Annotated in this window: 17 protein-coding genes and 3 pseudogenes; 5 read left to right on the top strand and 15 right to left on the bottom strand. The window is 68.1% G+C overall.

The genetic code is table 11. The annotated features are described in order from the left end of the window. Positions 1–202: 202 nt before the first annotated feature. From RLT58_RS19870 to RLT58_RS19860, 3 genes are all read right to left on the bottom strand, one after another. Positions 203–2,629 carry a sodium-translocating pyrophosphatase gene (locus RLT58_RS19870; RefSeq protein WP_311311718.1) on the bottom strand — a complete coding sequence of 809 codons (2,427 nt, stop codon included), beginning with the start codon at positions 2,627–2,629 and terminating at the stop codon, positions 203–205. Between the two features lie 273 nt (positions 2,630–2,902). Further along, complete coding sequence (locus RLT58_RS19865) at positions 2,903–3,373, bottom strand: ATP-binding protein (protein WP_311311717.1); 471 nt, start codon at positions 3,371–3,373, stop codon at positions 2,903–2,905. 404 nt (positions 3,374–3,777) lie between these two features. Further along, a complete protein-coding gene (locus RLT58_RS19860) occupies positions 3,778–4,131 on the bottom strand; it encodes an STAS domain-containing protein (RefSeq protein ID WP_143623362.1) in 354 nt (117 codons plus the stop codon). A 78-nt stretch (positions 4,132–4,209) separates the two neighbouring features. Here RLT58_RS19860 and RLT58_RS19855 point away from each other — a divergent pair, with 78 nt between their 5' ends. Continuing rightward, positions 4,210–6,801, top strand: a complete 2,592-nt coding sequence (locus RLT58_RS19855) for a DNA 3'-5' helicase SftH (RefSeq protein WP_311311716.1) — start codon at positions 4,210–4,212, stop codon at positions 6,799–6,801. A 40-nt stretch (positions 6,802–6,841) separates the two neighbouring features. On the opposite strand, the pseudogene RLT58_RS19850 reads toward RLT58_RS19855, so the two are convergent. The 6 genes and pseudogenes from RLT58_RS19850 to RLT58_RS19825 all read right to left on the bottom strand — a co-directional run. Then, positions 6,842–7,204 (bottom strand): annotated as a pseudogene (locus tag RLT58_RS19850) (Rv3654c family TadE-like protein); the annotation flags it as partial. Beyond that, positions 7,201–7,581, bottom strand: coding sequence for a TadE family type IV pilus minor pilin (locus tag RLT58_RS19845; protein WP_311311715.1), 381 nt, complete (start codon positions 7,579–7,581; stop codon positions 7,201–7,203). The pseudogene RLT58_RS19850 and the gene RLT58_RS19845, both read right to left, overlap by 4 nt. Further along, positions 7,568–7,768, bottom strand: coding sequence for a DUF4244 domain-containing protein (locus RLT58_RS19840; RefSeq protein ID WP_311314574.1), 201 nt, complete (start codon positions 7,766–7,768; stop codon positions 7,568–7,570). Before RLT58_RS19840 ends, RLT58_RS19845 begins: the two co-directional genes overlap by 14 nt. Before the next feature lie 153 nt (positions 7,769–7,921). Beyond that, positions 7,922–8,758, bottom strand: coding sequence for a type II secretion system F family protein (locus RLT58_RS19835; protein WP_311311714.1), 837 nt, complete (start codon positions 8,756–8,758; stop codon positions 7,922–7,924). Continuing rightward, entirely contained in the window at positions 8,755–9,600 is an 846-nt protein-coding gene (locus RLT58_RS19830; RefSeq protein ID WP_311314573.1) for a type II secretion system F family protein, read from the bottom strand. Before RLT58_RS19830 ends, RLT58_RS19835 begins: the two co-directional genes overlap by 4 nt. A gap of 35 nt (positions 9,601–9,635) precedes the next feature. After that, positions 9,636–9,935 (bottom strand): annotated as a pseudogene (locus RLT58_RS19825) (pilus assembly protein CpaF); the annotation flags it as partial. 142 nt (positions 9,936–10,077) lie between these two features. On the opposite strand from RLT58_RS19825, the gene RLT58_RS19820 reads away from it, so the two are divergent. Then, positions 10,078–11,160, top strand: a complete 1,083-nt coding sequence (locus RLT58_RS19820; RefSeq protein ID WP_311311713.1) for a DUF8611 domain-containing protein — start codon at positions 10,078–10,080, stop codon at positions 11,158–11,160. Between the two features lie 23 nt (positions 11,161–11,183). Further along, positions 11,184–12,188 carry a hypothetical protein gene (locus RLT58_RS19815; RefSeq protein ID WP_311311712.1) on the top strand — a complete coding sequence of 335 codons (1,005 nt, stop codon included), beginning with the start codon at positions 11,184–11,186 and terminating at the stop codon, positions 12,186–12,188. 37 nt (positions 12,189–12,225) lie between these two features. On the opposite strand, the gene RLT58_RS19810 is transcribed toward RLT58_RS19815, so the two are convergent. The 4 genes and pseudogenes from RLT58_RS19810 to ssd form a co-directional block, all read right to left on the bottom strand. Next, entirely contained in the window at positions 12,226–14,688 is a 2,463-nt protein-coding gene (locus RLT58_RS19810; protein ID WP_311311711.1) for a tyrosine-type recombinase/integrase, read from the bottom strand. Next, entirely contained in the window at positions 14,685–16,016 is a 1,332-nt protein-coding gene (locus tag RLT58_RS19805; RefSeq protein ID WP_311311710.1) for a tyrosine-type recombinase/integrase, read from the bottom strand. Before RLT58_RS19805 ends, RLT58_RS19810 begins: the two co-directional genes overlap by 4 nt. Positions 16,017–16,078: 62 nt before the next feature. After that, a pseudogene (locus RLT58_RS19800) lies at positions 16,079–16,936 on the bottom strand (TadA family conjugal transfer-associated ATPase); the annotation flags it as partial. Beyond that, entirely contained in the window at positions 16,933–17,994 is a 1,062-nt protein-coding gene (ssd, locus tag RLT58_RS19795) for a septum site-determining protein Ssd (RefSeq protein WP_311311709.1), read from the bottom strand. The pseudogene RLT58_RS19800 and the gene ssd, both read right to left, overlap by 4 nt. A 567-nt stretch (positions 17,995–18,561) precedes the next feature. Between ssd and RLT58_RS19790 the strand changes: the two genes are divergently transcribed. Then, entirely contained in the window at positions 18,562–19,392 is an 831-nt protein-coding gene (locus RLT58_RS19790) for an HAD family hydrolase (RefSeq protein ID WP_311311708.1), read from the top strand. 370 nt (positions 19,393–19,762) lie between these two features. On the opposite strand, the gene RLT58_RS19785 is transcribed toward RLT58_RS19790, so the two are convergent. Further along, a complete protein-coding gene (locus tag RLT58_RS19785; RefSeq protein WP_311311707.1) occupies positions 19,763–20,587 on the bottom strand; it encodes a Fic family protein in 825 nt (274 codons plus the stop codon). Between the two features lie 102 nt (positions 20,588–20,689). On the opposite strand from RLT58_RS19785, the gene RLT58_RS19780 reads away from it, so the two are divergent. Next, positions 20,690–21,685, top strand: coding sequence for an ATP-binding protein (locus RLT58_RS19780; RefSeq protein WP_311311706.1), 996 nt, complete (start codon positions 20,690–20,692; stop codon positions 21,683–21,685). A gap of 87 nt (positions 21,686–21,772) precedes the next feature. On the opposite strand, the gene RLT58_RS19775 is transcribed toward RLT58_RS19780, so the two are convergent. Continuing rightward, positions 21,773–23,086, bottom strand: coding sequence for a polysaccharide deacetylase family protein (locus tag RLT58_RS19775; RefSeq protein ID WP_311311705.1), 1,314 nt, complete (start codon positions 23,084–23,086; stop codon positions 21,773–21,775). Between the last annotated feature and the right edge of the window lie 50 nt (positions 23,087–23,136).

The following is a 23,136-nucleotide window of genomic DNA, read 5'->3' as shown; positions in this document are numbered from 1 at the left end:
TGGATGGGCTTTTGCAGCCATTTGCACCAAGCGAAATGAGGGAGATACAACTCACCCGCACGGCCCTCAGCTAGGGGAACACCTGAACGAATCACCACTCGTGCGAAGACGCCGACAGGCGGACGCGGCATCAGGATGCCGTGCCCGCCCGCGTTCTGACCGGGTGTCGTCTAGCGGCCGTGTACGCCGTGCGGCCTCCGGCTCACCGAGCGGCCGCCGGGTCCGCCGGCCTGGCCGAACCGCCCCCGTCCGGGCCGCCCTCGTCGCCCACCGCGATCCCGCGCCGCTTGGAGACGTAGACCGCGCCGACGATGACCGCGATGGCGAGCACCGCCACCACCGCGCGCACCCCCGCGCTCGCGTCCTCGCCGTAGCTGAACTGCACCACCGCAGGGGCGATGAGCAGCGCCACCAGGTTCATCACCTTGAGCAAGGGGTTGATCGCGGGCCCGGCCGTGTCCTTGAACGGATCGCCGACCGTGTCACCGATGACGGTCGCGGCATGCGCATCGCTGCCCTTGCCGCCGTAGTGACCGTCCTCGACGAGCTTCTTGGCGTTGTCCCAGGCGCCGCCGGAGTTGGCGAGGAAGACCGCCATCAGCGTTCCGGTGCCGATCGCCCCGGCCAGATACGAGCCGAGGGCCCCGACGCCGAAGGTGAATCCGACCGCGATCGGGGCCAGCACCGCCAGCAGGCCGGGGGTGGCCAGCTCGCGCAGCGCGTCCTTGGTGCAGATGTCGACGACGCGCCCGTACTCCGGCTTCTCCGAGTAGTCCATGATCCCGGGGTGCTCGCGGAACTGCCGCCGCACCTCGTGGACGACCGCGCCGGCCGACCGGGACACCGCGTTGATGGCCAGCCCCGAGAAGAGGAAGACCACCGCGGCACCCAGGATCAGGCCCACCAGGTTGTTGGGCTGCGAGATGTCCAGGCTCAGCCCCATCTCCCCGGCCGAGGCGCCGACGTCGTCGACCGCGGTGGCGATCGCGTCGCGGTAGGAGCCGAAGAGCGCCGCCGCCGCCAGGACGGCGGTGGCGATGGCGATGCCCTTGGTGATCGCCTTGGTCGTGTTGCCGACGGCGTCCAGGTCGGTGAGGACCTGGGCGCCCGCGCCCGTGACGTCACCCGACATCTCGGCGATGCCCTGCGCGTTGTCGGACACCGGCCCGAAGGTGTCCATCGCGACGATGACCCCGACGGTGGTCAGCAGCCCCGTACCGGCCAGCGCCACCGCGAAGAGGGCCAGCATGATCGACGTACCGCCGAGCAGGAACGCCCCGTACACGCCGAGCCCGATCAGCAGCGCCGTGTAGACGGCGGACTCCAGCCCGATGGAGATCCCGGCGAGCACGACCGTGGCCGGCCCGGTCAGCGACGACTTGCCGATGTCCCGCACCGGGCGCCGGTTGGTCTCGGTGAAGTACCCGGTCAGCTGCTGGATCAGGGCCGCCAGCACGATGCCGATGGCGACGGCCACGAGCGCGAAGACCCTCGGGTCGCCGCCGTGCGAGGTGATGGACCTGTCGCTCACGCCGTCCAGGTCCGCGTACGAGGACGGCAGATAGACGAAGACCGCCACGGCCACCAGGACGAGCGAGATCACCGCGGAGATGAAGAACCCTCGGTTGATGGCCGTCATCCCGCTGCGGTCGGCGCGCCGGGGGGCGACCGCGAAGATCCCGATCATCGCGGTGACCACGCCGATCGCCGGCACGATCAGGGGGAAGGCCAGCCCCGAGTCGCCGAAGGCCGCCTTGCCGAGGATGAGCGCGGCGACCAGGGTCACGGCGTACGACTCGAAGAGGTCGGCGGCCATGCCCGCGCAGTCCCCGACGTTGTCGCCCACGTTGTCGGCGATGGTGGCGGCGTTGCGCGGGTCGTCCTCCGGGATCCCCTGCTCCACCTTGCCGACCAGGTCCGCACCGACATCGGCGGCCTTGGTGAAGATGCCGCCGCCGACCCTCATGAACATCGCGATCAGGGCCGCGCCGAGTCCGAAGCCCTCCAGCACCTTGGGCGCGTCGGCCGCGTAGACGAGGACGACGACGGACGCCCCCAGGAGCCCCAGACCCACGGTGATCATCCCGACCACGCCGCCCGTACGGAAAGCGATCTTCATCGCTTTGTGCGAAACGGTGGTGAGATCCTTTTCCGGTTCACCCTCCGCCGGGGTCGCCTCACGCGCGGCGGCAGCCACCCGGACATTGCTCCGTACGGCGAGCCTCATCCCGATGTATCCAGTGGCCGCCGAGAAAAGCGCACCCACCAGGAAAAACACCGAACGGCCCGCCCGCTGCGACCAGTCGTCGGCCGGAAGCAGAAGAAGAAGGAAGAAGACCACGACGGCGAAGACGCCGACCGTGCGCAACTGCCGGGCCAGATAGGCGTTCGCACCTTCTTGGACGGCTGCCGCGATCTCCTTCATACGGTCGGTGCCCTCACCGGCCGCCAGCACCTGGCGCACCAGCAGCTGGGCGACCAGCAGTGCGGCGACGGCGACGACCGCGACGACGATGACAATGACGCGATTGTCATCGGTGAGTACTGCGGCCGCGAGAGTGGTGGGTGGGTCGGAACTTACGGAAAACTGTGTCAGTTCTGCCAGTGGTGTGGTGCCGAACCCCGCCATACGTCCTCCTTGACGCTCAGCGCTCAAGACGTGGACGGATTGTAGGGAGCGGAACACGATCAAAACAGTGCGCGGGAAATGTAATTGACCTTCATCCACCGAACGGCAATTGATCGAGTTCTTCGCATGGACCAAATGCAGTAATGGCGCAGACGCATTTCTGCCGAGTCATCGATCAAGCGGAAATGAAAAAGGCCCTGCTCAGCAGGGCCCGGGGAGAGCGGATCGGCGCACCCGCCCGCGCCACCGGCGCGCTCGGGTGCCGTACGCCGCTCAGGGAAGCACGGTCGCCGGTGTCTTCGGCCAGCTCATCCGGATCACTCCGCCGTCAGCACCCGAGCGCACCTCGACGTCGTCGACCAGGCCGCTGATGACCGCGAGGCCCATCTCGTCCTCGCCGTCGCCGTCTGCGTCCGGTTCGGGCTCGTCGGGGCCCACGCCCTGGGTGTCACCGCGGCGTCCGGCGCCGGACACGGACCCGTCCGCACCGGGGCCCGGGACCTCGTCGCCGACCTCGATGGAGAACGCCTTCTCCTCCTCGGTCAGCACGACCGTGACAGGAGCGGTGATGCCGTAGCTGCGGTGCAGGCCGACGGCGCGGCTGCACGCCTCGCCCACGGCGAGTCGGACCTCGTCGAGCACGGCCTCGTCGACCCCGGCCCGGCGCGCCACGGCAGCCGCCACGAGGCGGGCCGTTCTGACGTGTTCGGGCTGGGCGCTGAAGCGGAGTTCAACGGTGGCCATGCGATCCCCCTCGAACGTACGTATGTGCATGCCGGGATCGGGCCGGTGGGCCCGGTACCCCGGCGCTGTCTCCGAAAACCGCCGGACCCGTCGTCCGGCGCGTCGGCCCGCGCCCGGCACCCGCCGGACACCGACCGGACGAAAGACGTACGGCCGGCGTTCGACGGCGACCGAACAGCTGACGGCCGGGTCGATCGCGTGAGCGAACGGCCGGCAGAAGAAGACGGCAGATAAATCTGCCGTCGACCGCCGAACGGGTGACGGACGCCCGCCGAGCACCGCCCACCGGGATCACCGGCGGCCGGTGAACGGACGCCGTCGCCCCGGCGGAACCACGCGGGAGCCGCCGTCGCCCCGACCACCGCCGGACAGGCCCTGGAGCCGGTCCGACGACGGGCCGGACGTCAGTCGGTTGCCGCGACGGCCTCGTCGACCGTGTTGTGGATCGGGAACACCTTGGTGAGACCGGTGATCCGGAAAATCTTGAGAATGCGCTCCTGGTTGCAGACCAGGCGCAGCGAGCCCTCATGGGCTCGAACGCGCTTCAAGCCGCCCACGAGCACGCCGAGGCCGGTGGAGTCGAGGAAGTCGACGCCTTCCATGTCGACAACCAGGTGGTAGCTGCCGTCATTCACCAACTCGACCAACTGCTCGCGCAGCTTGGGCGCGGTATACACATCAATCTCGCCACCGACCTCGACGACCGTACGGTCGCCACCAGGGCCGGACACATTGCGAGTCGACAAGGACAGGTCCACGGATCCTCCAGCACCTTGCTATCGAGCGGTCGCCCCTCGGTCTCCCCGACGGAGCCAGGGGACGGATCGCCAGCCGCGATGGCATTCAATCACTTACCAGCAGCCATGCACGACGCCTTGGGACCATTGTCCGTCTCGCCAGTGACACACTCGGTGCCGATGGCCAAGAATCACCGCCCCAGTCGACCCCCCGAGAGCGGGGGCTCCCGCCCCTCTCCCGACACGGTCCTCGACCGGCTCGCCGCAGGGGCGGGCCGGTCCGCGCGCATCACTCATACGGAGCACTTGCCCCCGCGTGCGGGAACCCATGCCATCTGGCCCGATCGCATCCGACCGGAAGTGATCGCGGCCATTCGGGCGGCCGGAATCGATCACCCCTGGGTCCATCAGGCGGCCGCCGCCGAGCACGCCCTGGACGGCGAATCGGTCGTGATCGCCACCGGGACCGCCTCGGGCAAGTCACTGGCCTACCTCGCCCCGGTCCTCAGCGCCCTCCTGGACGGCTCCGAGGCCCCCAACGGACGCGGGGCGACCGCGCTCTACCTCGCCCCCACCAAGGCCCTTGCAGCCGACCAGAGACGCTCGGTGAAGGACCTCGCGGCTCCACTGGGCCATGCGATCCGGCCCGCGGTCTACGACGGCGACACCCCCGTCGAGGAACGCGAATGGGTACGCCAGTACGCCAACTACGTCCTCACCAACCCCGACATGCTGCACCGGGGGATACTCCCGTCCCACCCCCGCTGGTCCTCCTTCCTGCGCGCCCTGCGCTATGTCGTGATCGACGAGTGCCACACCTACCGGGGTGTCTTCGGGTCCCATGTGGCCCAGGTGGTGCGCCGGCTCCGGCGCCTGTGCGCCCGGTACGGAGCCGATCCGGTCTTCCTCCTCGCCTCCGCCACCTCGGCGGACCCCTCGGTCGCCGCAGGCCGCCTCACGGGCCTCACGGTCACGGAGGTCGCCGACGACGCCTCCCCGCGCGGCGAGCTGGTCTTCGCCCTGTGGGAGCCGCCCCTGACCGAGCTGCACGGCGAGAAGGGCGCCCCCGTACGCCGCACCGCCACGGCCGAGACGGCCGACCTGCTGACCGACCTCACCGTCCAGGGCGTGCGCTCGGTCGCCTTCGTACGCTCCCGGCGCGGCGCCGAGCTCATCTCCGTCATCGCCAAGGAGCGCCTCGCCGAGGTCGACCGCTCCCTGCCCGCGCGGGTGGCCGCCTATCGCGGGGGCTACCTGCCCGAGGAACGCCGCGCCCTGGAACGCGCGCTGCACTCCGGCCGCCTGCTCGGTCTCGCCGCCACCACCGCCCTCGAACTCGGCATCGACGTCTCCGGCCTGGACGCGGTCGTCATAGCCGGCTACCCGGGCACCCGGGCCTCCCTGTGGCAGCAGGCCGGCCGGGCAGGGCGGTCCGGGCAGGGCGCGCTCGCCATCCTGGTGGCCCGCGACGACCCGCTGGACACCTTCCTGGTGCACCATCCCGAGGCGCTGTTCCAGCAGCCCGTGGAGTCGACCGTCCTCGACCCCGACAACCCGTACGTCCTGGCGCCACACCTATGCGCCGCCGCCGCCGAGCTGCCGCTCACCGAGCCCGACCTGAAGCTCTTCGGCCCCGCCACGGCCGAGCTGCTGCCGCAGCTGGAGACCGCGAAGCTGCTCCGCCGGCGGGCATCGGGCTGGCACTGGACCCGCCGCGAGCGGGCCGCCGACCTCACCGACATCCGGGGCGAGGGCGGACGCCCCGTCCAGATCGTCGAGGAGGGCACCGGTCGCCTCCTCGGGACCGTCGACGACTCCGCCGCCCACACCGCCGTCCACGAGGGTGCCGTCCACCTCCACCAGGGCCGCACCTACCTGGTCCGGAAACTGGACCTGGAGGACTCCGCGGCCCTGGTCGAGGAGGCGAATCCGCCGTACTCGACGACCGCCCGCGACACCACCGCCATCGCCGTCCTGGAGACCGACACCGAGATCCCGTGGGGTGACGGGCGCCTCTGCTACGGCTCCGTCGAGGTCACCAACCAGGTCGTCTCCTTCCTCCGTCGCAAACTGATCACCGGCGAGGTGCTCGGCGAGACCAAGCTGGACCTGCCGCCCCGCACCCTGCGCACCCGGGCCGTGTGGTGGACGGTCACCCAGGACCAGCTCGACTCCGCCCGGATCAACCCGGAGATCCTCGGCGGCGCACTGCACGCCGCCGAGCACGCGTCGATCGGGATGCTGCCGCTCTTCGCCACCTGCGACCGCTGGGACATCGGCGGTGTCTCCGTGCCGCTGCATCCCGACACCCTGCTGCCGACCGTCTTCGTGTACGACGGCCACCCGGGCGGCGCCGGGTTCGCCGAGCGCGCCTTCCACACCGCGCGGGGCTGGCTGACGGCCACGCGCCAGGCCATCGCGTCCTGCGAGTGCGAGGCGGGCTGCCCGTCCTGCATCCAGTCCCCCAAATGCGGCAACGGCAACGACCCCCTGCACAAGCGAGGCGCCGTCCGCCTGCTCACAGAACTCCTCCGCTCCGCCCCTGCCGACCCGGGTACGCCGCCCGACGCGGACGGTCCGGGCGGTCCTGACGCTCCGGCGCCGGGGCTGCCCGGCTCGTCCGGTCCGGCGGCCGATCCGGCGGCCGGAGCGGACGAGGAGCCGCCGCCGCAGGGCCGGCCCGAGACCTGATCTCCGGCGCGAACGGCCCGGCCCGCACCCTGGCCGTCACATCGGCGACCTCGCCCTCCACGGCACACCGCACCACCTCCGCGCCCTGCGCCCCGGCGACCTCCCGGGCCGACCGGCAGGCCTCGGCCGCCCCCTCCAGGGCCCGGTCGGCCGCCGCCAGGGCCGCCAGATCGGCCGCGCCCCCGGCCCGGTGCCGGGCGGCCACCACCTGCCCGAGCGCCAGAACCGCCGCGAACACGGTGCACAGCGTCACCGTGGTGACCGCGGCCCACACGGTCGCCAGCCCCCGGTCCCGGTGCTGGTCCCACCGCCACCGGCGGCTGTACGGCCCGACCGTCCGGCGTCGGCGGGTGCGTGGCCCGCCCGGCCGCCGGCGCGCCCCTCGCGGGCCGGCCCGCGTCATGGCTCCACCCCCGCCCCGTCCTCCATGAACTCGTCCTCGGCGGCCGCCGCTGCCTCCGCGTTCAGCGTCAGGGTCAGCGGACCGGGGCCCGGCGTCGGTGCGGCGACTCTGACCCGCCACAGCGCCCCGGCCCGTTCCACCTCGATCCGGGCCCTGTCGGGCGCCGCGGACAGGGCCGCCTCCCTCACCCGCGCCTCCGGCTCCGAACGCGCCGCCGCCCGCGCGCCCGCCCGGGCCGCGTCCACGCACCGGATCTGCGCCGAGGAAACCATCAGCGCCCACACCAGCGCGAGGGCGAAGACGGCCAGCACCGGGATCGCCATCGCGGCCTCGGCGGTCACCGCACCCCGGTCGCCGCCGGCCTCAGAACTTCGCATCGAGCGCGCCCTTCAGCAGCGACTGCAACTGCGCCATCACCGGAGCGCTGGTCACCACCTTGTAGAGCACCGCGGCGAACGCGCAGGCCGCGATCGTCCCGACCGCGTATTCGGACGTGGTCATTCCGGTATCCGCCCGGACCTTGCGCGCCACGGCCCGCGTCCAGCTCATGATTTTCCGCATCATTTCCAACCCCCGAGATTCGATGAAGTACGACTTGATGTGAGACGGATTACGACTTGGCGCGATCCGGCTGTCCGGCCCATGACCGCCCATGAACAGAAGCCGCTCCGCTGGGGAGAAACCGCTCCGCTGGAGAACTGGAAAGAAACCGCGCTCCTAGGGATGCAGCAGTCCCGCCGCCAGCCCGATCACCACGGGCGCCACCCCCAGCAGCAGAAAGGCGGGGAGGAAGCAGAACCCGACGGGCGCGGTGATCAGCACCCCGGCCCGCTGGGCCCGTGCCACCGCCGCACTCGCCCGCGCGGCCCGCATCGCCTCGGCCAGCCGGGAGACCGGCTCCGCCGCGGGAGCGCCGGTCGAGCCCGCCCGGTCCAGGCAGCGAGCCAGCGCGGCGGCGCCCGGTATCTCCCCGAACCTCCCCCAGGCGACTGCCGGATCTCCCCCGAGCCGGATCTCCGCCGCCGTGCGGGCCAGCTGCTCTCCGACCGGCCCGCCCAGCGACTCACCCACCGCCTCGGCCGCCTCCCTCGGTCCGGCTCCGGCGGAGATGCAGGCGGCCAACAGGTCGGCGGCCAGCGGAAGCTGACGTACCGACTCCGCCGCTCTCGCCGCCTCGGCGGCAGCCAGGCGGCGCGCCTGCCCGCGCCCGGTCCGCTGCCACCGCCAGGTGCCGTAGGCCGCCGCCGACCCGACCGCCCAGCCGATGGCGCCGCCCACCAGAATCCAGCCGGCCAGCAAGGCCCCCAGCAGGGCCGCCCACTGCTTGATCCCTGCGGCGGACACCGTGGGCCCGCTCCGAGACTGACCCCGCCAGGACCGGCCGTCCCGCACGGCCGGGGCCACCGGGGTGACCGCGAACAGCCGACGGCCCCGCTGCCGCACCCGCCGCCCGGTCCGGCGCCGCGCCACGGCGCACGCCGACTGGGCGCACACACCCAGCACCGCCCCTGCCGTCCCCAGGGTGTGGACGGCCTCGCCCGCGAGCGCCCTCATCCCGCTTCACCCGCCCGGACGATGCGCACGGCCCAGAAAAGACCGGCCGCTTCGAGCAGTCCGCCCAGGACCAGACAGACCAGCCCGGCGGGACTGTGGAGCAGCACCCGCAACGGATCCGCCCCGAGCGCGGCTCCCAGCCCCATGCCCAGCACAGGAAGCAGAGCCAGCACGGCGACCGTCGACCATGCCCCGGCCAGCTGCGCCCGCAGCTCCTCCCGTCGACGCCGCTCGGCCCGTAACGCGCCCTCCAGTCGGTCGAGACCGGCCGCGAGCCCCGCCCCGCCGTCGACCGCCACCCGCCAGCACGCGGCCATACCGGCCAGCCCGTCCAGTCCCGGTTCGTCCGCGGCCTGTCTCAGCGCCCCCGGGACGTCTCCCCCGAACCGCGCCGCGGCCGACACCCCGGACCCGGCATCGCCCAACGCCCCGGTGGAGCGGACGGCGACCAGCAGCGCCTGCCCCGGCTCGTGCCCCGCCCTCAGCTCACCCACCAAGGCACCGCACAGGTCCACCACGGCGTCGGCGCGGCGTTCGCGCTCCTCGCGGTGCCTCCTCCCTCTCAGCCACCGCCGTACCACCGGCACCGCGAGCACGCCCACGATCATGGGCAGCACTGACCCGCCGAGGACAGCCATCACCAGAGCCACCGGCAGACACAGCCACTCCCGCCGCTCCCTCAACAGCCCCTGAACCCTGCCGTGCACGCGCGTCCAGCCTTCCTGGACCGGCGACTCCCCGGCTCCGTCGGAGAACAACACCCGCGCTCTCCTGACCCCTTGTCTGCGCCCTGCCACCACCAGTGCGGCCGCCGCTCCGGCACACAGCGCCGCCGCGTACACCGCCTCAGGACCACCGACCGAAGCTCCTGCCCCGCTCACAGCCCGCCTCCGATCAGGGACCGCAGCCGCTCCCAGCCCCGCTCCCGCTCGAACCCCGCCGCTCCCCAGCGCAGCGCGGGCACCGTGACCACCAGGCCCGCCGCATCCCGCTCCAGCACCCGGACGTCGGCGATCCGGCGCCTCCCCGCACGGTCCCGTACGAGATGCACCACCACGGACAGGGCCGCCGCCAACTGGCTGTGCAGCGCCGCCCGGTCCAGTCCGGCCGCCGTCCCGAGCGCCTCCAGACGAGCCGGGACATGCTCGGCGGCATTGGCATGGACCGTCCCTTCTCCGAACTACCAGGCAGAACCTCCCGCCTCGCCAACCCGGAAGCCTTGGCCAAAGGGCGCATAACGATGGACGTTGAACCTGGTCCCGTGCTTCTATGCGATCAGCGGCGCGTGATCGGAGGCAGGTTTGAGGCAGTCAACGCGGGTGCTGAAGCGAAAGGCTCTAGCCTCGCTCAAGAGAATGACCGTCGCGTTCAACGCCGTTGAGGACGATGGTCGAACCTCATCCGTCTTGCTAAGCCTCCAACATTCTTTCGAAATGCTCCTGAAGGCGGCTCTCGTCCACAACAATGTGCCGGTCTTCGACAAGAAACTCGGGCGATCCATCGGCTTCGAAAAATGCTTGGAGCTTTCTCGCCAGCAGCCGAACATCAAGCTCACGGACGCCGAGGCGGGAACATTGCGAGCAATTGATGCCCTGCGAGACGACGAGCAGCACTGGTTCAATTCAGTAAGCGAACCCATCTTGTTCATCCATGCTCGCGCTGGCGTCACACTCTTCGATGACCTCCTGAATCGGGTCTTTAGGGAACGACTAGCGGACAGTCTCCCGCTACGGGTTCTTCCCATTTCCACAGAACCCCCCATGGGACTCGATATCCTCATCGATCAAGAGTTCAGTCAGATCCAAGACCTACTGCAGCCGGGACGTCGAGCACGTAACGAGGCTCGAGCCAGGATCCGCACACTACTGGCTATCGAAGGGCACGCCTCGGAAGAGAGCCTCGTCAGCGAGAAGGACGTAGATCGAGTCGAGAAGGGAATAGCTCAGGGGAAGTCTAGGAATGCCGTCTTCCCGGCTTTGGAGCAGATCTCGACCGCGTTCTCTGGAGAAGGCCCAACGCTCACCGTACGATTCGATCAGAAGGGCCCGCCAGTCAAGTTCGCTGACAGAGATTCGGATGCTGCAGCAATTCGAGAGATCGACCTGCAGAAAAAGTTTCATCGGTCGGCAACAGACCTGGCGGAAAAGCTCAACCTTTCCCTGCCTAGGTCGCTGGCTCTGCGCCAGCACCTAGGGATCGACGATGACCCGAAGTGCTTCTACATTTTCGAGATGGGCTCACAAAAGCATCCCAGATTCTCAGACAATGCCCTCAAGCTTATGAGGGAGTCTATGAAAGCACTAGACATGGACAAGGTATGGGCGTCGCACAAGCCAATAGGCAGAGGAAAGAGCCCTCGCGAGTGCCCTATCGAGGGATGCGCCCAGTCCACGAAGAATTGAACTTCTTGAGACCTGGAGCCTGGATGAACTTCAAGAAGCGGACAATTATGCAGCTCTCCGACATGGTCTGCGGTAATACACCAGCCGGCAGGGCGCACGAAGAAAACTATTTCAAGTACCGAAGCAGCATGTACTTGACCGAGTTCTTCGCGGACGTCGAGACAGACTTCCAGCACGACGGATCAACGCGCAAGATATGGGTGGCAGACACACTGGAGGTCATCCTGTCGGAGCCACTCTCCAGTGCGCATGCAGTTCCAGAAACCTTTGCTCGCGTGATTTCTAGGCTCATGGATCCCGATGACGCCACTAACGAAGGAGACGACCGAACCAAAGCGCTAGCAGACTTGAATCGCGCGCTAGCGCGGGAAGGGCTCGAAGCATTCTACGGGGACGACAAGCAATGCTACTTGAGAAATCTGAAGACGAACACCGTACTCACGCCCTCACCCAATCCGCACCGCCCATTCACCAAGTTGGAAGTTGAACGACGCGAGAAACTATCACGATACCTCGACAAAGCGTCTGAAGACGCATTGATCGAAGAAGTCCTACTCCCGCTATTTCGCCAACTTGGATACCACCGCATAACTGCTGCTGGGCACAAAGATAAGGCACTCGAATACGGCAAGGATGTATGGATGCGATACACCCTTCCCTCGCAACACTTGATCTACTTTGGGCTACAAGTGAAGAAAGGGAAGTTAGACGCATCCGGGGTAACCAAAGGCAGCAATGCCAACATGGCTGAGATCTACAACCAAGCCCTGATGATGCTCGGCCACGAGATCTTCGATCCAGAAATCGGTAAACGCGTCCTCGTGGATCACGCATTTATTGTGGCCGGCGGGGAAATAACTAAGGCGGCCAGGAATTGGCTGGGTAACAAGTTGGATGCTTCTAAGCGAAGTCAAATCCTGTTTATGGACCGAGAAGACATCCTAAACTTGTTCGTGGTCACAAATCTCCCATTGCCTGACGCTGCCTGGCCTACCGCAACCCATTACCCGGCAGAACCTCCGTTCTGAGCCAGTAGATCAGCGCTCCGAGATAGGAGCATCCAGCTCAAGGACTCTCCACTTCGCTTGTGCGAGCAACAATCTGTTCGAAAGAGGGGATGCCTAGGAATACCGGGGATTCCTTCCTTGCCTGCCTCGCTTCAAGTTGGGCGATCTTCTCCTCAGCCGCCGCATGGCTGACGGAAAGACCTTCGACTTCCCCAAGCCAATGCTCACGTTCAGCCTCTTCGATCCGTGCTGCGAGGTTGTCCCGGATCTCGACCATGCGTGGCATATCCGCGAAGTCGACGATGAGAACTGGGCATCTAATGCATGCGTGTTCGTGAGCGCAGTCGGTGCCGTAGGCTCGCCCGCATTCCCCCAGGGCGAGCTTGCGTCGCTCAAAGTGTCCTAGGAATTCTTGCCACTCTTCCGGTGTGACAGCCCTGTACTCTTCGACTGGCCGCAATGCCCGACGGCGGGCGATGAATGCCTGGTGTGCCTCTATGGCGTCCGTTGGGTAAATGGCGGCATAACCCATGGTTGTATTGATGCTGTTATGGCCCGCGACGACTTGGGCAATGTGAGGCGGTAGGCCATTCAGGATTGCATCAGTGATAAAGATTCTGCGGAAGTCATGAGGATGGAAGTTGAGGGGGCGTCCCGCGGCGTCAGTAAGCCCAGACGCTGCCAGCGTTTCATTTAGGGCCTGACGGATAGTCTTTTCGGCCATCTGTCGGTCCTCACCGCTCACATTCCACTGGTAGAGAAGCGGCATGGGAGGATTCCACACCTTCTCGTGATAGTCGTAACTCGGGATGACCGGAACAGTTCTGTTTCCCCTGCGAACGCGTGTGATTACGGAACTGAGCACGTCTGCCAGTTCCGGAGTGACGAGCAGGAGTCGCTCCTGATCCGTTTTTGATGGTGCAATCTGCAGGAGCGGAACAACCTGCCCTGTGGTGGGCAAGGTGTAGCTGACGACGCTGTGATGGCCGAGCTCACGGAGCTCTTCGATCCGAATCCCTGTGTGGCGCAAGATTTCGATGGTCGCCCAGGCCCAGAACGCTCGTTTCTCCTCAGTCCCCAGATGGCGACGACGGCCTTGTGAGTCTCGGACGGTCGATGGCCGGCCATCCGGTCGGGACGTGCTCAGGGGGACAGTGAACGTCTCCCCAAGAACTGTGAAAGTAGATCCCAGTGGCGCGGCGTTCAGGGCGTCGAGGCGGGATCTGGCTTCCTTGAGGCGGCGATCGGCAACACGGATCAGGACCGGCAGGACAGGTAGCCGTTCGCGGGTTCGCTGATCTGACCTTGACTTTTGCCGCTTTTCGGTCTTCTTGACCGCGCAGTCGGCTTCACTGACTGGGATCGGCGCAGCCCAGTGGCCCCATCGTTCGGGCTCGTCGAGTGCCCAGTGCGCGATGTCCAGGTAGAACGCCCTCACGGACTGCTTGACCGCTGGGGCGCTGACCCTCGGTTCCGTGATCTCGATGACGCTGCCGTCCGGCTGCCTCTTTCGGACGGTCTTCGTGGAGAGTCGCGTTTTCCAGGCGGCGCTTGCTTCTGCGCTGAGGTGCAGTGAATTGATGCCAGGCTCGTGTTCTTCGAGGTCACTCCAGAAACGGCTTGCCAGGGATGTCGAGAGGCTTTTGAGAGAGCTGTAGTCCAGGGTGCTCTGGCGTTCGGTGAGGTAGTCCACAATGAGGTCCCGGACTGGTTTGCACTGAAGTCCGTAGCGGTCAATAAGTTCGGCCGGGGTGGCCTGACCGGAACGGGTTGCGAGGTTGGTTAGGGACGCGGGTGCGTCAGGGGGGAATTGACCTAGGTTTCGGAGCCAGATGTAGGCAGTTCGGGGCCCGCGGCCGTCGTGGTGACGGGCAATTCGCATTCGAGTCAGGCAGTCGCCGACGGTGATGTCTTCGACCTTTCCGCCGTAAGCAACCATTATCTGCATAATTGCTTTGAGAGCCTCGGAAGAGTGGCGTCCGTTGCAACCGGTGGGAGAGCCCACTTCTTCCAGTCGTGCGAACCCTTCAGGATCACGGACTGCCTGGATCGCTGGCCTGAGAAACCGTGTGGGATTCGCGGCTATCCAGTGCAGTTCCGGACGGATGGCATCGGCACAGATCAGAACCAATAGCCCGGCCTGAAGCGAGGCCGGGGTTGGATTCCTATCGATCGTTTTGGCCCACGTGCGGACGCTCTCGTACCAGCGTTTAGGCTCAGTTGCTGCTGGTGTGGCCTGCCAGCGGTCCTGCCATGTGTCCCCGGGGAAGGTCTCCAGCCACGTCAGTAGTAGACGGGCTCCGGTCATACGTGTTTTGCGGGCAGAATCGGAGTTTCCGCTGTTGGGCAACTGAATCTTCAGCAGACGGTCAAGGAGGTCCTCACGGCTTACGGTGGTGGCGGGCCAGATAACGGCGCGTGGGCGAGCAGGGAACCGTCGGAGCAAGGCGGCCGCCTCGGCTCCGGCCAAACTGCGAGAAGCCGATGGCGCGATCACTTCTGGAATATCCAGTTTTGTCATGCGGAAGGTCCTCCGAACAGGACATTGATGGACTCTTGGCTGTAGGCGGGGGCAGGCAGAGCCGGCGGCGGCTGCTTGCGCCTTTTTTCTTGTCGGGTATGGTGCGCGAGAGCTGCTGTGATGACGTCTTCTTTCGTGGGACGGTTATAAATGTCCAAGGTCGAGAGGTGTTTGTGGCCGAGAATGTGCTGGACATAGACGGGCGGCATGTCCGGGTCGTCGAGCATCAAGAATGTCGCCGTGTGCCGTAGGTCGTGAAGTGTCCAGTTGGCGCCCAGGAGTGCGTTGGCGCGGTTGAACATCATGCGGACCGCGTCGTACTCCAGCGGCCGCCATGGACGGCGCAGAGTCCACCAGAGCGGCTGGGCCCGCCCTCTGGGCACACCCTTCTTCCATGCTTCTTCCTGGTAGAGCCGCAGCCAGACGAATGCATCTCTATTCGCAGGAAGTTCCTGGTATTCGCGTGTGCCCTTGCGAGTCACGCCGATGGTCTGCTGACCGACCTTCGCGTCGCTTTGCTTGGGGGAGAGGAGTTCCTCCGCCCGAGCTCCGTTAGAGACCCAGAAAGCCAGCAGTGCCCGGTCCCGGTGCGATCGGAGGCCAGCGAAGACCTCGGTGTACTTGTCGTCGGGAATACGCCGTGGAATCTGCTTCGGAACGGTGGGCCGATAGCGCCCCTTCCGCTCCTTCTTGAACTCGTCCATCGGGTTGTGGTGGGCATTCGCCCGCTCACCCTGGCGGCCGTCCTCGCCTTGACCGCTGGGTCGGCGTTGCCCGCGCCGCGAGCGGTCCAGCGGGAACGGGTTGACCAGCAGAGCACCGGAGTTGTTGTTCAGGTGCCAGTCGTAGAAGGTCCGCAGCACCGTCTCGCAATGCGCCCGAACGGTGGGCGCGTACTTCGTCCCTACGGTCGGCTTCCCGGTGACTGGATTCGGTGTTCCCGGCGCCGGCCTGTCGGCCCGGGGCGGGGGGATCTCAGAGGGGTCCTTGCCGCGGTGGCGCCAGTGGACGCGTACCGGCTTGTCCGCCAGCTTCATCCACAGCATGAAGTCCCGGGCGTCCTCGCTTGTCGCGCGGTCCCACTCGATCCCGAGCACCCATAGGAAGCGCCACCATCGCAGCAGGTCCATGCCATACGAGCGAAGCGTCAGCGGCGAGTAGGGCCCGGCCATCAGGTCCTTGAAGTACACCGTGACCGGCTCGACCGGTCTCCCGGATGGGTCCAGCAGCTGGTAGGGCTCCCAGGGATCTCCCGTCTTCAGCACCTTGCCCATTTCAGGCAAGACGAAGTTCCTCAGATCCCTTCCGGGACGTTCTTCACGGGGCATGACGGGAAGCTAGCAGAACCGCAACTGACCTGCGTAAACAGTCAAGTTAGTTCGGTCAACAGGCCGCAACCGCCTTCATGGCCGGTATTGAGCGCTGCCAGGAGTTCGGTCACCTCCGCACCGCGCACCTCCCCGACCACCAGCCTGTCGGGGCGCATGCGCAGGGCCTGGCGCACCAGGTCCCGGAGTGTCACCCGGCCGGCACCCTCCTGATTCGCCGGTCGCGACTCCAGCCGCACCACATGCGGATGGTCGGGCCGGAGCTCGGCCGAGTCCTCCGCGAGCACGATCCGCTCGCTGTCCCCCACCGCGCCCAGCAGGCTCGAAAGGAGCGTGGTCTTGCCCGCCCCCGTCCCACCGCTGATCAGATACGAGACGCGGGCCTCCACCAGCGCCCTCAGCACCCGGTCACCACCCGGCGGTACGGTCCCCGCCTCGACCAGCTCCGTCAGCGAGAAGGCCTTCGGCCTGACCACCCGCAGCGACAGGCACGTCGAGCCGACAGACACGGGCGGCAGCACGGCGTGCATCCGGGTCCCGTCCGGAAGCCGCGCGTCCACCCAGGGCCTGGCGTCGTCGAGCCGCCGTCCCGCCACGGCGGCGAGGCGCTGCGCGAGCCTGCGGACCGCCGCCGCATCGGCGAAGGTCACCCCGGTGAGTTCGAGCCCGCCGCCCCGGTCGACCCACACCCGGTCGGGCGCGGACACCAGGACATCCGTGACGTCCGGATCGGCGAGGAGCGGTTCCAGCACGCCGGTCCCGATCAGCTGCCCGCGCAACTCGTCCGCCGTTCCGAGGACTTCGGCGTCACCGAGCAACCGGCCCTGCGCCCGCAACGCGGCCGCGACCCCGGCCGGAGTCGGGGCGACCCCGCTCTGCGCGAGCCGTTGCCGTACGGCATCGAGCAGCGCCTCGGTCATGACACGCCTCCGACGGCCGGGCCGCTGGCGCCCTCACCCGCGAGGGCCCGCTCCCAGAACGCGGAACAGAACCTGGCCAGCGGTCCACGGGCGCTGCCGCCGGGCGGGGCGCCCATGTCCTGCTCGGCCAGCAGGGCTGTCTCCAGCGGGAGTTCACCGGCCAGCGGCAGCCCCATCGCGTGGGCCACCCATGGCGCGTCGAGGCCGGACGCGTACGGCCCGCGTGCCACGACGCGCAGGTCGTCCAGCACCATCCCGGCCATCGACGCCACCCGCTTGGCCGCCGCGACGGCCCTCAGCTCACCGGGGACCACCAGGAGCCCCAAGTCCAGCTGCGCCAGGGCTTCGGCCACCGCTTCGTCCACCCGCCGCGGCAGATCGACCACGACCACACCGCCCAGCCGACGTGCGGCGGCCAGCACCGCCCGCATGGCCGGCGGCGGAATGACCACCCAGTCGTCGCGCCCCCAGCTGAGCACCCGCAGTCCGTGCAGGGCGGGCAGCGACTCCTCCAGGGCGCCGCCGCCCACCCGCCCCTTGGAATGGGCGAAATCCGGCCACCTCATGCCGTCGACCCGCTCTCCGCCCAGCAGCACGTCGATGCCACCGCCCAGTGGGTCGCCGTCGATCAGCATGGTCCGCCGCCCCGCCCTCGCCGCCGTCACCGCGAGGGCGCAGGCCAGCGTGGACGCTCCCGCGCCGCCCCGGCCACCGATCACTCCTACGGTCAGCGCGGGCCGGCCGACGCCTTCCGCCGCGTTGGCGATCTGGTCGACCAGCCAGTTCTCCGAATCGGGCAGCCGCAGCACGTACTCCGCCCCGATCTCCACCGCCCGGCGCCAGACATCGGGCGCGTCCTGGTCCCGTCCCACGAGCATCACGCCCCGCCTGCGGGCCGCTCCGCGACACCGCACCGCCGCGTCGTCGCCGACGAGGACCATGGGCGCCTGCTCCCAGCCGCCCCTGCGGTCGGGCAGCGTGTGGTGCACCTCGGGCTCCGCCCCGGCGGCCGCGCACAGCCTCAGCAGATCGTCGAGCAGTTCCACATCCTCGGTCACGATCAGCGGTCCGCCCCGTCGCCGCGCGGCGGCCGGCAGACGATCCCGTGCACTGGATTCAGCCACGATCTCCGCCCCTTCCTCACTCACCTTCACCGCGATTCGCGGCGATCCCGGCACGTTCCGGGAACGGTGATTCCGGAACCCGTGGACTTCACGGGTGGAATCACGGTGCAGTGGTTCGGGAAATCATGTGGATCTTGCTCAAAAACTGTGGACGGCTCCGGCGTTGTGAATAACTCCCTCACCCATACCGGCGACTTCCGGAGCGCAGCCCTTCCGTTACGCAACGTCACGAGGCAGGCTGGGCGTGAGCCGGGAGCAGAAGCGGCCATCACGGCCGAGAAGGAGGAGAAATGCTGGAATCCGCGCGACAGAACCGCGTCCGGACATGCGACGACCCCCGCCGGGGGGGAGAGCGGGGGTCGTCCCCACGGCCGACTCGGGGGGGGGGAGGAGTCGGACCGGGTTAGCACGGTCGCGAACGATCCGTGACTTCCATGGTGTACCCGACGGCCTTCTCAGGCAAACCCACGCGCCGGAGTTTACGCCGAATGGTGGGCCCCTATGCTCTGCCTTGTGGAAAACCGCTTCTTGCCGCGCACAGCCGCCTTCTTTGACCTGGACAAGACGGTCATTGCGAAGTCCTCGACGCTGACCTTCAGCAAGTCCTTCTACCAAGGCGGGCTGATCAACCGCCGCGCCGTACTGCGCACCGCGTACGCACAGTTCGTGTTCCTCGCCGGGGGTGCGGATCACGATCAGATGGAGCGGATGCGCGAATACCTCTCGGCGCTCTGCAAGGGCTGGAACGTGCAGCAGGTGAAGGAGATCGTCGCCGAGACCCTGCACGACCTGATCGACCCGATCATCTACGACGAGGCGGCGACGCTCATCGAGGAGCACCACACCGCCGGACGCGATGTGGTGATCGTCTCCACCTCCGGCGCCGAGGTCGTCGAGCCGATCGGCGAGCTCCTCGGAGCCGACCGCGTCGTCGCCACGCGCATGGTCGTCGGTGACGACGGCTGCTTCACCGGCGAGGTGGAGTACTACGCGTACGGGCCGACGAAGGCCGAGGCCATCAAGGCCCTCGCCGTGTCCGAGGGCTACGACCTGGCCCGCTGCTACGCGTACAGCGACTCCGCGACCGATGTGCCGATGCTGGAATCCGTCGGCCACCCGCACGCGGTCAATCCGGACCGCGCACTGCGCCGGGAGGCGACGCTCCGGGAGTGGCCGATTCTCGTCTTCGACCGCCCGGTCCGGCTCAAGCAACGTGTGTCGCTGCCGCCGCGTCCCGCACTGGTGGCCGCAGCGGCCGTGGGCGCGGCCGCCCTCACGGCCGGCCTCGTCTGGTACACCGCCCGCCGCCGAGCGACCACGGCATCCGCCTGACCGCCGCAAGGCGTCCACCGCATTGGAACAACTCGTCCGTAATTGAACCTAAAAGTAAAGAAGTGCGGCCAGCACTACCGATCACCGGGCCCCTGGAGTACAAAGGACTCAACGGCCCGCGAGACCAAGGACATCCGAGAGGATGACCTGTTGACGCAGAGAAGGCCCCACGGACCGCGCATGAAAGCCGGGCACCCACGCGACGTCGACCCGTCGATTACGGGCCAGCCGCACCAGGAACGGGCAAAGTACCCGACCTGATGGGCATATATCGAGGACGCTTGGTAACTGGGCGGACATGCCAGCGGCGGTACCGAATTCGGTACCGCCGCAACCCTTGTCACCCGCGCACCGCGCGCCTTCCGGCGTCTCAGGCGGCGCCGCGCTGCAGGGCCTCACACACCGCGGTCGATTCCCTGACACCCAGCTCCGCCGCGCGTCCGCAGTGCGTGATCCAGGCCGCCATCCCCTCCGGCGTCCCCGAGAGATAGCCCTCGAAGGCCCCGGCATAGGCCGCCCGCCCCTGCTCGGCGTGGCCGACTTCGGCCGGGCAGATCGACTTGGGGTCCAGCCCGCTCCCGATCAGCACGATCCGCTCGGCGGTCCGCGCCACCAGGCCGTTGTACGAACCGAAGGGGCGCAGGGCCAGCAGCTCGCCATGGACGACCGCGGCCGTCACCAGAGCGGGCGCCTCGCTCCCCGCGAGGATGAGCCCGCCGAGGCCTTCCAGTCGCCCGGCCACCTCGTCGGCATCCGGCAGAGGCGCCTCGATCAGTGGCTCGTCGACCGGCTCGCCCGCCAGCCGGGGCCGCCCGACGGCGTCGTCGGGCGCCGCGCCGCCGGCGGCCACCAGATGCAGCCGCGCCAGGACGCGCAGCGGCGACTGCCGCCAGATGGAGAGCAGCTGACCCGCCTCCGCCGTCAGCCGCAGTGCCGCTCCGATCACATGCGCCTCGCCGTCACCGCTGAAGTCGGTGCGCCGTCGGACCTCCTCCAGGTTCCAGTCGGCACCGGAGAGCGCGGCCGAGCCGCGGGCTCCCCTCAGGGCCGCCTCCGCCGTGACCTCGTTGCTGCGGCGCCGCATGACGCGGTGGCCGTAGACGCGGTCGACAGCCTTGCGTACGGAGTCCACCGCGTCGGGCACTCCCGGCAGAGCGCCCAGGGTGGCAAGCGGGTCCGAGGAAGTCGTACTCATAAGTAGCGAGGCTACGCGCCCCATGCACACCTACCGCCCCGGAGTGGCCTTCTTCACCAAACGCGGCAGCGGAACGCAATCATTCGACTACCCTAGGTGAACATGAAGATCGCTTTCGTAGGGAAGGGCGGCAGCGGCAAGACCACGCTGTCCTCGCTCTTCATCCGCCACCTTGCCGCCAATGAGGCCCATGTCGTCGCGGTGGACGCCGACATCAACCAGCACCTTGGGGCCGCGCTCGGCCTTGCCGACGAGGAAGCCGCGGCCCTGCCCGCCATGGGAGCGCAGCTCCCCCTGATCAAGGAGTATCTGCGCGGCAGCAATCCGCGCATCGCCTCGGCCGAGACCATGATCAAGACCACGCCGCCGGGCGAGGGCTCACGCCTGCTGCGAGTGTGCGAGGACAACCCGGTCTACGACGCCTGCGCCCGCACGGTCGCGCTGGACGACGGGGACATCAGGCTGATGGTCACCGGGCCGTTCACCGAATCGGATCTGGGCGTGGCCTGCTACCACTCCAAGGTCGGCGCGGTCGAGCTCTGCCTCAACCACCTCGTGGACGGCCCCGAGGAATACGTCGTGGTCGACATGACCGCCGGTTCGGACTCCTTCGCCTCCGGGATGTTCACCCGCTTCGACATGACGTTCCTCATCGCCGAGCCGACCCGCAAGGGGATCTCGGTCTACCGCCAGTACAAGGAGTACGCACGGGACTTCGGGGTCGGCCTGAAGGTCGTCGGCAACAAGGTGCAGGGCCAGGACGACCTGGACTTCCTGCGCGCCGAGGTGGGTGACGACCTTCTGGTCACGGTCGGCCACTCCGACTGGGTGCGGGCCATGGAGAAGGGCCGCCCGGCGCGCTTCGAGCTGCTGGAGGCGGACAACCGGATGGCCCTGCAGGCCCTGCAGAACGCGGCGGAGGACTCGTACGGGCAGCGCGACTGGGGTCGCTACACCCGGCAGATGGTCCACTTCCACCTGAAGAACGCGGAGAGCTGGGGCAACGAGAAGACCGGGGCCGATCTGGCGGCCCAGGTCGACCCGTCCTTCGTGCTCGACGAGCGGTACGCCTGCGGCGGAGTCGCCCAGCCGGCGTGACCCACCGGGGCCCGCCTGCGGCAGGGGCCTCGCCGACGGTGCCGGGCACATCGGCCCGGCACCGGTCAGCTCCCGGAACGACGCGCCCTAGCGGTCGGCGGGCTGTCCCGCGGCCGCCGCCGGGGCCTTCGCGGTGGCCTGGCCCCGGCCGGGGCTCGTGGCGCCGGTGAGGAACGAGGCCCAGCCGGTGCCGGGGGCCTGGCCGACCTTCAGCGTGCCGAGCTTCGCCAGGGTCGCCGGGTCCTGCGCGTCGAGCCAGTCAGCGAGCTGCTTGAAGGACACGCAGCGCACGCCCTCCTTGGGACAGACCGTCTTGATCGTCTGCTCGATGGCGCGCATGTACGTGCCGCCGTTCCAGGACTCGAAGTGGTTGCCGATGATCAGCGGCGCCCGGTTCCCGTCGTACGCGCGGTCGAAGGCCTGGAGCAGGCCGTCGCGCATCTGGTTGCCCCAGTACTCGTGCTTGTCCGGGTCGCCCTGGGTCGTCCCCGACTGGTTGAACATGAAGTTGTAGTCCATCGACAGGGTCTCGAACTCGCGCCCGGGCACGGGGACGAGCTGCATCGAGAGATCCCAGATGCCGTTCTTCTTCTTGGGCCAGACCTGGTCGTTGACGCCGCTGGAGTCATAGCGGAAGCCCATGGAACGCGCGGCCTCCACTATGTTCTTCTGCCCCTCCAGGCACGGGGTGCGGCCGCCGATGAGTTCCTTGTCGTAGTCGAAGGGCAGCGCGTTGTCGCCCTTGAGCGCCGGATCGTTGGTCTTCCAGCCCTTCACGAAGGACTTGGCCTGGCTGATCTCGCTCTTCCACTCGTCGACCGACCAGGTGCCGACGCCACCGTCCTTGCCGCAGAAGTGGCCGTTGAAGTGGGTGCCGATCTCATTGCCGTCCTGCCAGGCACCGCGGAGCTGGGTCAGGGTGTCGCGGATGCCCTTGGTGTCGTTGAACCCGATGTCGGAGCTGCCTGCGTTGTGCTTCGGCGGGTCGTACTGGGTCCGCTTCGCCTCGGGCAGCAGGTACACGCCGCTGAGGAAGTACGTCATGTTGGCGTTGTATTTCTTGCCCACCGTGCGGAAGTGGGAGAAGAGCCGCTGGCTGTCCTCCCCCGCGCCGTCCCAGGAGAACACCACGAACTGCGGCGGCTTCTGACCCGGCGCCAGGCGCTGCACCGCCGGCTGCTTGGGCTGGACGCCCGTGAAGGCGGTGGAGCCGTCACCGATGAGGCGGTACACGCTCTTGGGGGCCGCCTCGGGAGCCTTCTTCTTCGCACCGGCGGCGCCGTTCGCGGCACCGGGACCGGAGGCGTTCGATCCGGAATCCGACCCGGAGCAACCGGCCATTCCCGCGACCAGCGCGAGGGCCATGATGCCCAGGGCGATCCTCTTTGCGGCGGCCATCATCCGCCCACCCTCTTCCTTGCAGCTGACTTGCCCGGACTGCCGACACGGCG

The sequence above is a fragment of the Streptomyces sp. ITFR-16 genome (assembly GCF_031844705.1).
Lineage (GTDB): Bacteria > Actinomycetota > Actinomycetes > Streptomycetales > Streptomycetaceae > Streptomyces.
The sequence above is the reverse complement of the archived record's forward strand: the minus strand, read 5'-3'. Positions and strand labels throughout refer to the sequence as shown.

Bases quoted from the DNA above. Each gene is read 5' to 3' on its own strand.
- RLT58_RS19780 (WP_311311706.1), top strand. From the start codon at position 20,690: ATGAAGATCGCTTTCGTAGGGAAGGGCGGCAGCGGCAAGACCACGCTG.
- RLT58_RS19775 (WP_311311705.1), bottom strand. From the start codon at position 23,086: ATGATGGCCGCCGCAAAGAGGATCGCCCTGGGCATCATGGCCCTCGCG.
- RLT58_RS19790 (WP_311311708.1), top strand. From the start codon at position 18,562: ATGCTCTGCCTTGTGGAAAACCGCTTCTTGCCGCGCACAGCCGCCTTC.
- RLT58_RS19865 (WP_311311717.1), bottom strand. From the start codon at position 3,373: ATGGCCACCGTTGAACTCCGCTTCAGCGCCCAGCCCGAACACGTCAGA.
- RLT58_RS19805 (WP_311311710.1), bottom strand. From the start codon at position 16,016: ATGCCCCGTGAAGAACGTCCCGGAAGGGATCTGAGGAACTTCGTCTTG.
- RLT58_RS19815 (WP_311311712.1), top strand. From the start codon at position 11,184: ATGAACTTCAAGAAGCGGACAATTATGCAGCTCTCCGACATGGTCTGC.
- RLT58_RS19870 (WP_311311718.1), bottom strand. From the start codon at position 2,629: ATGGCGGGGTTCGGCACCACACCACTGGCAGAACTGACACAGTTTTCC.
- RLT58_RS19785 (WP_311311707.1), bottom strand. From the start codon at position 20,587: ATGAGTACGACTTCCTCGGACCCGCTTGCCACCCTGGGCGCTCTGCCG.
- RLT58_RS19855 (WP_311311716.1), top strand. From the start codon at position 4,210: ATGGCATTCAATCACTTACCAGCAGCCATGCACGACGCCTTGGGACCA.
- RLT58_RS19840 (WP_311314574.1), bottom strand. From the start codon at position 7,768: ATGATGCGGAAAATCATGAGCTGGACGCGGGCCGTGGCGCGCAAGGTC.
- RLT58_RS19810 (WP_311311711.1), bottom strand. From the start codon at position 14,688: ATGACAAAACTGGATATTCCAGAAGTGATCGCGCCATCGGCTTCTCGC.
- RLT58_RS19835 (WP_311311714.1), bottom strand. From the start codon at position 8,758: ATGAGGGCGCTCGCGGGCGAGGCCGTCCACACCCTGGGGACGGCAGGG.
- RLT58_RS19845 (WP_311311715.1), bottom strand. From the start codon at position 7,581: ATGCGAAGTTCTGAGGCCGGCGGCGACCGGGGTGCGGTGACCGCCGAG.